General features: G+C 47.7%; 7 protein-coding genes. 6 read left to right on the top strand and 1 reads right to left on the bottom strand.

Translation table 11 applies throughout. From position 1 onward, the window contains the following. The first annotated feature begins 7 nt into the window (after positions 1-7). From HMPREF1536_RS01380 to HMPREF1536_RS01365, 4 genes are all read left to right on the top strand, one after another. Complete coding sequence (locus tag HMPREF1536_RS01380) at positions 8-2,425, top strand: glycoside hydrolase family 3 N-terminal domain-containing protein (RefSeq protein WP_028727655.1); 2,418 nt, start codon at positions 8-10, stop codon at positions 2,423-2,425. After that, the gene (locus tag HMPREF1536_RS01375; RefSeq protein WP_028727656.1) at positions 2,415-2,861 is read left to right on the top strand and encodes a hypothetical protein; all 447 of its coding nucleotides are present in this window, start codon (positions 2,415-2,417) and stop codon (positions 2,859-2,861) included. Before HMPREF1536_RS01380 ends, HMPREF1536_RS01375 begins: the two co-directional genes overlap by 11 nt. A 638-nt stretch (positions 2,862-3,499) precedes the next feature. Beyond that, entirely contained in the window at positions 3,500-4,255 is a 756-nt protein-coding gene (locus tag HMPREF1536_RS01370) for a DNA-binding domain-containing protein (protein ID WP_028727657.1), read from the top strand. 629 nt (positions 4,256-4,884) lie between these two features. Next, a complete protein-coding gene (locus HMPREF1536_RS01365; protein ID WP_052349824.1) occupies positions 4,885-7,425 on the top strand; it encodes a ligand-binding sensor domain-containing protein in 2,541 nt (846 codons plus the stop codon). Here HMPREF1536_RS01365 and HMPREF1536_RS26925 read toward each other — a convergent pair. Next, positions 7,343-7,903, bottom strand: a complete 561-nt coding sequence (locus HMPREF1536_RS26925; protein WP_081693316.1) for a sensor histidine kinase — start codon at positions 7,901-7,903, stop codon at positions 7,343-7,345. The two genes, HMPREF1536_RS01365 and HMPREF1536_RS26925, sit on opposite strands and share 83 nt — an antisense overlap. Between HMPREF1536_RS26925 and HMPREF1536_RS01360 the strand changes: the two genes are divergently transcribed. Further along, positions 7,792-8,931 (top strand): response regulator, encoded by a 1,140-nt coding sequence (locus tag HMPREF1536_RS01360; RefSeq protein WP_044192097.1) that lies wholly within the window; start codon positions 7,792-7,794, stop codon positions 8,929-8,931. The genes HMPREF1536_RS26925 and HMPREF1536_RS01360 overlap by 112 nt on opposite strands. Before the next feature lie 110 nt (positions 8,932-9,041). After that, positions 9,042-12,212 (top strand): SusC/RagA family TonB-linked outer membrane protein, encoded by a 3,171-nt coding sequence (locus tag HMPREF1536_RS01355; RefSeq protein WP_028727658.1) that lies wholly within the window; start codon positions 9,042-9,044, stop codon positions 12,210-12,212. Positions 12,213-12,251: the final 39 nt, after the last annotated feature.

The raw sequence follows: 12,251 nt of genomic DNA, 5'->3' as shown, positions 1-12,251 counted from the left end.
AATGATCATGAATATAAATAAAACACCGGCCAAGCGGCTGATCCTGTGCCTGTCGTTCGGGGTTCTTCCTCTGCTGAACGCAGACAACAGCAGTTTACAGGCTTCACAGCCCCATGCTCAAAAAGGCCAGAAGAAGATTTATCAGAAAGGTTGGATCGACTTCAATAAGAATGGAAAGAAAGACATCTACGAAGATCCTTCCCAACCCATCGATAAACGGATAGACGACCTACTCCGGCAGATGACCGTGGAAGAAAAGACCTGCCAGCTCGGCACCATCTACGGATACGGCGCCGTCCTGAAAGACACCCTGCCCACCGCCGAATGGAAAACCCGTATCTGGAAAGACGGTATCGGAAATATAGACGAACACCTGAACGGGGAATGGAAACGCACCTCGCTCGACTTCCCCTATTCCCGTCACGCCGAAGCCATGAACAAGGTACAAGCCTTCTTCGTGGAAGAAACCCGCCTGGGAATCCCCGCCGATCTGACCAACGAAGGTATCCGCGGACTGAAGCACGAGAAATCGACCTTCTTCCCCGCCCAGATCGGCCAGGGCTGTACCTGGGATAAAGACCTGATCCGGGAGATCGGACGCATCACCGGAGAAGAAGCCCGGGCACTGGGATACACCAACGTCTACTCCCCGATCCTCGACGTGGCACGCGATCCGCGCTGGGGTCGCACGGTAGAAAGCTATGGCGAAGACCCGTACCTGGTCGGCGAACTGGGACGCCAGCAAGTACTTGGCATCCAGAGCAACCGTGTTGTCTCCACCCCGAAACACTTTGCCATCTACGGCGTTCCGGCCGGCGGACGCGATTGCGAGTCGCGAACCGATCCGCACGCCACCCCGCAGGAAGTACACGAGTTGCACCTCGAACCCTTCCGCATCGCCTTTCAGGAAGCAGGCGCACTCGGAACCATGTGTGCACACAACGACTACAACGGTACGCCCGTCAGCGCCAGCCATTACCTGATGACGGAACTGATGCGCAACCAATGGGGCTTCAAAGGATATATCGTTTCCGACAGCTGGTCGATCAGTAAGAACGTCGACTTCTACCATATCGTATCGACCCCCGAAGAAGCTGTCGCCAGCGAACTCAACGCCGGACTGAATATCCGCACCTTCTTTGAGGAGTCGGAAGTCTTTATCAAAACGCTGAGAAACGCCTTGAAGAAAGGGCTGGTAACGGAAAGCACCCTCGACCAGCGTGTCCGCGAAGTGCTTTACGTCAAATTCTGGCTGGGACTCTTCGACCAACCGTACGTAAAAGACACCAAGCTGGCCGACCGGGTAGTCAGCAGCGACAGGAACCGGGAAGTATCGCTCCGCGCCGCCCGCGAATCGATCGTCCTTCTGAAGAATGAAAACAATACGCTCCCGCTCTCGAAAGAGATCAAAAACATTGCTGTGATCGGCCCGCAGGCCGACGAGTACAAATCGCTCACCTCCCGTTACGGCTCGCACAACCCGAATGTAATCACCGGTCTGCAAGGCTTGAAGAACCTGCTCGGCGAAAACGTCAACCTGATGTATGCCAAAGGCTGTAACGTCCGCGACAAGAATTTCCCCCAAAGCGACGTGATGTTCTTCGAGATGAGCGACAAGGAACAGGAAGAGATCGACAAAGCCGTCGAAATAGCCCGGAAAGCGGAAGTCGCCATCATCTACGTGGGCGACGACTTCCGTACGATCGGCGAGTCACGTAGCCGTGTCAACCTCGACCTGTCAGGCCGCCAGAAAGAACTGGTACGCGCCGTGCAAGCCACCGGAACACCGGTCGTACTGGTACTGTTCAACGGCCGTCCCGCCACTCTCAACTGGGAGAATGCGAACGTGCCTGCCATCGTCGAAGCCTGGTATCCGGGCGAATTCTCCGGACAGGCGGTAGCCGAAGTGTTGTTCGGCGACTATAACCCCGGCGGCAAGCTGTCGACCACCTTCCCGAAGTCGGTCGGCCAGATCCCCTGGGCTTTCCCGTTCAAACCCAATGCCAACGGTAAAGGCTTTGCCCGTGTAGACGGCGAACTTTATCCTTTCGGCTACGGACTGAGCTACACCACCTTCGAACTGAGCGACCTCCAACCGGCGCAAACCCGTATTGCCGATGGCGACACGCTGGCCGTCACCTGCCGGGTGAAAAACACCGGGACAGTGAAAGGCGATGAAGTCGTACAGCTTTACCTGGTCGACGAGACTTCTTCCATCTCCCGTTACGAAAAGGAATTATGCGGTTTCGAGCGCGTCACCCTCGAACCTGGCGAAGAAAAGACCGTCACCTTCCGGGTCAACCGCCGTGCTTACGGCATGTATAACGATAATAATGAGTTTGTGGTAGAACCGGGCAAGTTCCTGTTGTATGCCGGCAACTCATCCAAATCAACCCCGTTAAACGCTGAATTTTATGTGGAATAGATTACTGATACCCCTCCTGCTGCTCCTTTGCAGCCAGGGGGGCTTCGGCCAGACATGGCTGAACAAAACAGACAAGGACATCCTCCAATATATGGAAGAACATAAGGAACGTATTCAGGACAGTCGACAAACGCCCTCTCTCTTCACCATGACCTGTCAGGAAGAAGACGAGCTGGGCCGCCTGTTCGACGTCACCTACCGCTTCGACCTGAAAGAAAATGTATGCACCTCCTACGAACGCCTGCTACCCGCCCACCGCTACTGGGCTTCCACCCTGCTGGAACAGGCTTCGCAACAGGAAGCCGACGCCTCCGGCAATGAGATCGATGTAGACGGGGAAACACTAAATACGGTATATACGTTCGACGATCATGTAGTACATATTGCATTGAAAGACGATCGGCTATCGCTTATCTATACGTTGGCTAATAAATAGAAGAAAATAACTAGCTATAAAAGTTTGTACATCCATTGAAATGAGAACTGGAAGAAGATGAGGCTCGGAACTAGGAAATAATGAGTCTGTTATAGGAAAAGATGAACTATTTAGCGACGTCAGCGGGCTCGAAGAGTTCGAACTATGTTAACCCACGGTGCAACCGTGGGTTAGGATCTCCGCCGGATGGTATGTCCCCAAAGGGGGCGAACAGCACGTTATGGTTGAACCTCTTCGAGGCTCACCGGATGATGATTGACATGCCCCCAGTTGCACTGGGGGTTAACATAGTTCTGGCTCTTCGAGCCCGTCAACGTCACTATAAACAGTTTCACATTTGACAATAACTGAAACATCCAAAACGGATAACTATCGAAATATTCGCTCCCCCCTAATCCTTCTAAAAGGAAAGATATTCACATTATTTAATGGAGATAAACGAGTGAGGGACAGAGTCCTAATAGAACTCTGTTAATAATGGTGCCAAAGGTAACGATAACAATCGGATTTACAAGAGTTAAAGAAGGATTTTACAAAAAAAATTAAAGAAGCCTTTAAAGAATCCGGTAGATCTTTTTGCCTAGCTATCAATGCATAAGACTAACCTAGTTCTATTAGGACTTAATCCATTCAAGCTTATGCAAAACGTATTAAAAGGGTGGCTCGTCGACAACACGGTGACCACCGATGATCTGAATGACAAGATCTTACAGCTAGAATCGGCAGGTAGTGCAGACTTCGACGACATCATCAGCGAAATGTTGAAGGAAGATACCGGACTGCGTATCGAAACGCTCCGGCATTCCGTTTCGCTCTACAATCGGGTCGTTGCCCGCCTTATCCTGAGCGGATATAGCGTGAACACCGGAATCTTCCGCGCCGTGGCGAAGTTCCTCGGCATTGTGGAAGGCGGCGTTTGGAACAAGGAAAAAAACTCTATTTATGTAGCTGTCACACAAGACAAGGCTTTACGCGAAGAAATCGCTAAAACATCGGTCAGCATTCTGGGAACGAAATCGAACGTAATGTACATCCTCGAAACGGAAGACCGCAAGACCGGGCTTAAAGACGGTACGGCTACTTCCGGACGCAACCTTGTGGTTCGCGGTGCCGCACTGAAAGTGATAGGCGACAATGAGACAGTAGGCGTAACGCTGACCAACAGCGAAGGTGTTGTTACAAAGCTCGATGCCGACATGATTGCTTCCAACAAGCCGTCGGAACTGATGCTTTTGATCCCTTCCGGCCTTGCCGATGGCGAATACACGCTAACGGTGACTACACAATACTCCACCGGAGCCGTTTTGAAAGCACCGCGCAGTAGCAGCATCACCCTTTGGATGGGTGGCAAATCCAGTGGCGGCGGCGAAGATGACCGCCCCGTTATAGAATAACAAAACTCCTCTCATTTCCGGAACACCCCCGGCTGCAATCGCAATCGGGGGACTATTCCGGTCGCAATCGACACCCAATTACGGTCGCAATCGACACTCAATTACGAGCGGAATAGGGTAAGCATTAAAAACTAACTGCAAATTCACTCTCTTTATGTATAAAATTTCGACTCTACTCGTTCTACTCTCACTTTTATTCTCCTTTTCGCTTCATGCAGAAAATATACCCCTTAACATTTCCACAGGAAACATCACCATTACAAATAGCAGTTATACACAAACAGGCGGTGGGTCGGGTAGTCTGTCTGGTAGTGGTGGGAGTTTTATCATTACACAGACGGATAATGGACAGACAACTGGAAATACGATCACTGTTTCCAGAGGTACGCATATGATTACCCTAAACAAGATAAATATTCAGAAAACCAGAAGCAATGATTGTGCTTTTGCAATCAGTAACAGCGCAACCGTTTCGTTTCTCTCCTACTTTTGTTTCAAGGCCGGCCGGTCTGTCTCCGTTTTATTTACTTTAACAAAGTATAGGTTATTAAGAGAAAACTTATATCTTTACGGAAAATCACTATTGAATTATTGCTTAAGCAAGAGTAAAAACCGAACAAACTATTAGTATGACAAGAATAACCACTAAATTATTTTTGCCTGTCTTTTTCCTTGTATTCCAACATTTGGCTGGTATGGAAACCTCTCCATACTTTTTTACACAGATAGGGGTGGAAGACGGGTTGTCACAGGGTTCTGTCTCGCATATCTACCAGGATACCGACGGCTTCCTATGGCTGGGTACCCGGGGCGGACTACACCGGTACGACGGATATGAATTTACCGTTTACAAGAATAACCCGACCGACTCCTGTTCGCTGACGGATAACAATATTCTGGATATCGGAGAAGACAGGAACAAAAACATTTGGGTAATAACGGATCACGGTATCCATAAGATCACACGACAGACGGGCAACATCAAACGCTATCGGGTAAAAGAGACACGGTTCATGCACTGCTGCATGTTAAGCCGCAACGGTGATTTCCTGATGGGCGGCGAGAAATTCCTGTATCAGTATGACGAACAGGGCGACTCGCTCGTTTACAAAGACTGGTTATCGTCGACTCCCATCGCATCCAATATTAAAAGCATTCAGGAAGATGACGAAGGCAATCTGTATGTCGCCAGCACATTGGCCGGGATGGCTGTACTGAACAAAGAGAGGGAAGTCGTCCACTATTTCCAACACGATCCGGATGATCCGTCTTCGCTGATCAAAGGGGCCATCCGCAGAATGTTTACGGACAGCAGTAAACGGTTGTGGATCCTTTCGGAAACTTCCGGCATCTGCTACCTGGACAAAAAGAATAATAAGTTCGTCCACCTGAATACCGCCAACTCAAAGCTAAGCAGCAACGTAGTCCGGGCCATCGCCGAACCGATACCGGGAACCTTACTGCTCGGTACCTTCTCCGGACTGAATAAGGTAGACGGGCAAACGCTGGAAGTAACTCCCTACAAATTCAACCCCGACGAATCGGGGGCATTGAGCTATTACTCCGTGCACAGCCTGCTGAAAGATAACACCGGAGCCTTATGGGCCGGAACATGGAAAGGACTGAATTACTACAGTCCGGCCCGCAAGCAATTTTACCAGATCACCCCCAACGAATTTACCGGACTGCTGGGAAAAGGGGAAGAGGATGACGAAGGTAACATCTGGTTCGCAACGGAAGGAGCCGGACTGTTCTGCTACAACCCGCAAACGCAAAGCCAGCAATTCTATCCCAAGAAGTCGCCTTACAAAAGCAATTACAGCTCAAACATATTCAAATCGTTGCTGATAAAAGGAGACAGCATCATTTGTGCCACCAACCAGGGGGCTGTCTACCTGTTCTCCCGCAAATGGAAAGATTACCGCCTGCTTTACGATTTCCAGCGGGGCGATATCTATACGTTGCTAAACGACAGCAAGGGCAGGTTATGGATACCGACAAACTCCAGCACAGGGTTGGTCATGATAGAGAATGGCAAACAGATCAACCAGTTCCCAGTGGACGGGACAACCAAAAAGTTTTATTTCGTTACCACCATAAAGGAAGTAGAGCCGGATGTGTTTGTCATGGGGACACTCGGACAGGGCATCTACAAATATGATATGAAAAAGGAGACACTTAAGACGGTCTCTTCACCGGAACTCAACTTGCCGGATAATATAAAACCCGGAATAGTGAGCGGCATACAGACCGACTCAATGCAAAATATATGGGTTTCATTCTACGGGAACAGCATATTCCGCTTCGATAAGGAGTTGAACCTGGTCAAACAGTATACCGGAAAAGAGGGGATCACGGATGGTTATATCTATACGATGGTGTACGACCGTAACCAGCTTTTATGGGTTCTATCCGGCAATGACCTGTACTGTTTCGATCCGGCCGAAGACCGCTTTTCGCCTGTCCGGAACGACAGCCAGCTGGTGCTGGAACCTACAATTCACGCAGGAACGACCGATAAACAAGGTATTCTCTATTTTCCCGGAAACAAGGGAATACTATGCTTCAACCCTTCCCAAATGAACAAAAACACATATATTCCGCCTGTCTATCTGACCACCTTATCTATCAATAATAATCCGGTAGAATTTAAGAACACGCAACCACTCCGGTTAAAGGCCAATGAAACCAACATTGCCATCGGATATACTGCTCCGGACTTTATTTCTCCGAAGCAGAACCAATACGCCTACCGGATGGAAGGAGTAGAAAAAGAGTGGAACCATGTGAGGGGAAGAAAGGTCGCTTATTATAGTAATTTGGCCCCGGGTACTTACAATTTCAAAGTAAAGGTTGCCAACAGCGAAAATCTGTGGAATCCGCAAGAGGCCTCCATGAGCATCATCGTAAGCCCTCCCCCATTCAAAACCTGGTGGGCTTACACCTTGTATATCATCATTATTGGCACCATCATCTGGCGGTTTATTTATCATCAGAAAGTACGTCACGAGCTGGAAAGCAGCATTCGTTTCAAACAGTTGGAACAGGAAAAAATGAAAGAATTACACGAGGAAAGAATGCGCCTTTTCACCAACTTCTCACACGAACTATGTCATTTTCGTTGGAAAGAGCGGATAGTTTCATTTCGATTGTACCCCCTTCGGATGTGAACTTAAAGGCATTCGATAGCAGGTTAAACATCACTTTCTCAATCTCTTGCCTGTCGTAATAGACGCAGAAGTCTGTCGAAAAATCATTTTTCAGGGTAAATGAGATGTTCCTGTTCCTAGCTACCGGAGCGAATAACTCATATAATTCGTTAATGAATACAGTCAGATCGAATTTCTCCTTTTGAAGAACCATTTTTTGCGAGTCGTATTTTTGCACATCCATAAGATTATTAACGAGTAGAAGCAATCGTTGCGTGTTTTTACGCATCAGTTGCAACGTGTTTTTTACCTCCATAGAGAAGGAACTATGGCGCAACATATCTTCAAGAGGATTGGTGATAAGTGTTAAAGGAGTGCGTAGTTCGTGTGAAACTCTGGCAAAACAGAGACCTCTCGGAAGACTACTATTTACACATACAAGTATCTGATAATGGGGAGGGTATAGCTTCGGAAGATATCGAAAAAATCTTCGAACCATTCTACCGATCTTCGCAGGACTTACACCACCAGATTGCAGGTTCAGGTATCGGATTGAGTCTGGCCCGTTTTATCGTGGAACAACATGGTGGAATAATCTGGGCTGAAAACATGCCGCAGGCCGGTACACGGATACATGTTTTGCTCCCGCTTCCCCAAAAACCGGTCAGCAATCCGGTGAAACATACGGAACCGTCTTTACTGGTAAATACACAGGAGTTCCTTCCTTCGGATAAGAAAGAAATTCCGGTCATTTCGCAGACATTACTTATAGTGGAAGATAATAAAGATGTATTGGAGTATCTGGAAAAACAGTTTGAAAACGAATATAAGGTACAAAAAGCAGAGAACGGGCAAGAAGCGCTCAAACAAATCGCTATAAAAGTGCCCGACCTGATCATTAGCGATATCATGATGCCGGAAATGGACGGGCTCGAACTGTGCCGACAGGTCAAACAAAGCCAGAAATTGTCTCATATACCGGTAATCCTCCTGACAGCCAAGACAATGCCGTCGCAGATAACCGAAGGGTATAACGTCGGGGCGGACGACTATATCATCAAACCGTTCGACATCGTGCAACTGCAAGCCCGGGTACGCAACCTACTGGCTTCCCGCAAGCAGATTCGTAAGAAATATGAGAAAAAGATCGATCTCAACGAGTTAGGTGTAAAGACATCCCCGCTCGACGAAGAGTTCCTGAAACAATACACGGCTATTGTAAAGGCTAATTTCTCCAATCCCGACCTGGATGTAGACATGATCTGTAAAGAAATAGGCATGAGTCGGGCTAACTTCTACAGGAAAGCGAAAACACTGACCGCCCTCTCTCCCGCCGAAATGATCAAAAATCTGCGCCTGGAAGCTGCGGCCCAAATGTTGCGTGAAACAGATTTAAGCGTAAGCGAGATCCTGGAGAAAGTAGCATTCAGCAGTAGTGGTTATTTCGCTTCTTGCTTTAAGCAGGTATACGGTCTTTCACCAAAAGAATACCGAAAAGTTAATTCTAACGGAAATACCGATAGCTGACACAAAACTAACCATCATTGATATAAAATTAACCTTTCGTATTGGATAATACCGACAATTTTGTCTCGAGTTAATTAATAAGAGTTAACCATTTATTAATATTATTCTATATGAAGAACAAAGTTTTAACCACTTTGATGGGCTTTTTCCTTTTTGCTCATCAATTATTTGCCCAGGACATCAGCGTGTCCGGTAATGTTAAAGACGAAAAAGGAGACGCTTTGATCGGGGTTACAATCCAGGTGAAAGGAACAACCACCGGTAGTATTACCGACATGGACGGTAATTTCAGGCTTCAGTCTGTGCCCGCAAACGGCGAGTTGGTATTCTCTTATATGGGGTATCAAACTCAAACCGTCCCTGTAAAAGGGAAAACGGTGGTAAACGTAGCTATGAGAGAAGACTTACAGGCACTCGACGAAGTGGTCGTAGTCGGTTTCGGTACACAAAAGAAAGTGAACCTGACAGGTGCCGTCGCTTCCATCGGTTCGGAGGTACTTGAAAACAAGCCGGTTGCCAACGTAGGCCAGGCTTTGCAGGGAGTTGTACCTAACTTGAATGTAGCAGCTACCAACTCATCACCGAATGCAGCACCTACTTTCAATGTGCGTGGTGGTACATCCATCGGTCTGAAAAAGGACAAGACGGACGAATGGGAAGTAAAAACCGGAAGTCCGCTGATCATGGTAGACGGTATCCAGGTCGATGCGGATTATCTGAACATGATGAACCCGAGCGACATCGAAAATATCTCTGTATTGAAAGATGCTTCCGCTTCCGCAATCTACGGTGCACGTGCTACTTACGGGGTGATGTTGATCACGACTAAATCCGGTAAGAATGACTCCAAGGCAACCGTTACGTACAATCTGAACCTGCAGTGGAACACTCCTTCCCGCATACCGGATATCCTGGACTCTTACACCCATCAGCTGGCTTCCAACAAGCAGGCTTTAATGACCGGTGGTACAGTGACTCCCTGGATGGAAAGTTTGTTGGCTGCCAAGAAAAAATACATGGAAGATCCAAGACCGGAAAATGCATGGATTTACAACGAAGGTAGTACCTCTGCCATGACATGGGTAGCGAACATGAACCCTTACGATGTGGGAGTGAAAGACTGGACACCGCTTCAGCGCCACAACCTCTCTATCAGCGGTGGTTCTGCCAAAACGCGTTATTACATCTCTTTGGGGTACCAGCGTCAGGAAGGTATGTATAAGATCAATACGGATATACAGAACCGTTACAACATCAATATGAGCCTGAATTCAAAAATTAATGACTGGCTGGATGTTGCTTCCAAGATCTCATACAACACGAGTAAATATAATGAGCCTTTCATGAACGTTCAGAAAGGATCGGTATGGAAAGCTATGAAAAACGAACCGGGACGTAACCTGAACATGCCGATTATGACCGGCCCGAACGATCCGATTCCTAATACATATACAGATAATATCCTGGGATGGCTGGCCTATGGGGCAACGCAAGAAACCCGAAATACGAATGCCGTATTCAATATTACTCCAACCATCACGATCACTCCGGAGTTTAATGTGAAAGCCGAGTTGTCTTACCGTCCGACTGATTATTTCCAGAAACAATTTATCCCGGTACGCAACTATGTGGTAGACTCTTGGCAGGGTACGGTGAATACGCATACATCTCCTTCCAGTGTAAGAGAAGAAACGACACATTCCGATTATTATACGATAAACGCTTACGCCAATTTCAATAAAGCATTCGGCAAACATAATGTTTCCGCCGTAGCAGGTTTCAATCAGGAATGGTATCAGTTTCGTAAAACATGGGGAAAGGCGGAGGATGTCATCACCAACGACCTACCGACACTGGGTATGACCAACGGTGCACAATACACAGGCGATAACTTTGAGCATTGGGCTATCCGCGGAGCTTTCGTTCGTGCCAACTACGATTACGACGGACGTTATCTGTTTGAGTTCAGCGGTCGTTACGACGGTACTTCCCGCTTTTCGAAGGATACACGTTTCCAGTTCTTCCCTTCTTTCTCCGCCGGTTGGAGAATCTCGGAAGAGAAATTCATGACGGGTACACGCAGTTGGCTGGATAACCTGAAACTGCGCGGTTCATGGGGTTCTTTAGGTAACCAGAATGTGGCCAACTACGCCTACATTGCCAGCTACGGAGCAGCCAGTCTGATCTCTTGGTCGATGAACGGCGAACAAATCAAAGGTATGAACCCGACAGCGATCGTTCCGAACGACCTTACCTGGGAAACAGCCAAGACATTAGACTTCGGTCTGGATGTAACCGCATTGCACGGACGTTTGGATGCTTCCTTCGACTGGTACACTCGCCGGACTACCGATATTTTGATGAGCGGAACCAAACTTCCAGCCGTACTGGGTGCATCTGTTCCAAAACGCAACTCCGGGGAGTTAAAAACTAACGGTTGGGAATTGAGTCTGAAATGGAGAGACCAACTGAGCAATGGCATCCGTTACGATGTCGGACTGGTTCTTTCCGATTATCAATCTGAAGTTGTCAAGTTCACAGGGAATCCCAACAAGTTGCTGGATACATTGTATGACGGCATGAAAATGGGTGAAATCTGGGGATATGAAACCGTAGGAATTCTACAAGAAAGCGATTTCACTGTCGACGAGAGTGGTAAGTACACCTTAATTGGCCCGTCACAGAACAAAGTAACGACTACTGCCTCAACCTGGTATCCGGGAGATGTCAGATATGCTGACCTGAACGGTGATAATGAAATATCAAAGGGAGAAAATACAGTAGATGATCCAGGAGACAGGAAGATCATCGGTAACACAACCCCGCGTTTCCAGTATGGTATCACCGGTAATATTTCCTGGAAAAACATCGACCTGAATATCTTCTTCCAGGGAATCGGTAAAAGAGACGTTTGGATTGACGATAACGTATTCTGGGGTGGCTCCGGTACGGCAGGTAACTGGGAGATGTACAACAACTCATGGACACCGGAACGAACTAATGCCAAATATCCGATGTATGCAGGACGCGGACAGAATCAGGTTGCACAGACCGGTTATATTTTCAATGCCGCCTATCTTCGTCTGAAAACGCTGGCAGTAGGTTATACGTTGCCTAGAGAATGGACAAACAAAATAAAATTGTCGACTGTACGCTTTAGCCTGTCTGGCTACAATCTGTTTGAAATAACTAAAGTTCCGAATCTGTACGACCCGGATCAGATCTCATCCGACTATCCGATGATGCGTTCCGTTGCATTCGGTCTGCAAGTAGGTTTCTAAATAATACATTTATCATAATCAACAATTAAAGATAATCAG

Source organism: Parabacteroides gordonii MS-1 = DSM 23371 (assembly GCF_000969825.1).
GTDB lineage: Bacteria > Bacteroidota > Bacteroidia > Bacteroidales > Tannerellaceae > Parabacteroides > Parabacteroides gordonii.
Note: the sequence above shows the minus strand (reverse complement) of the source record. Positions and strands in the feature narration are given on the sequence as shown.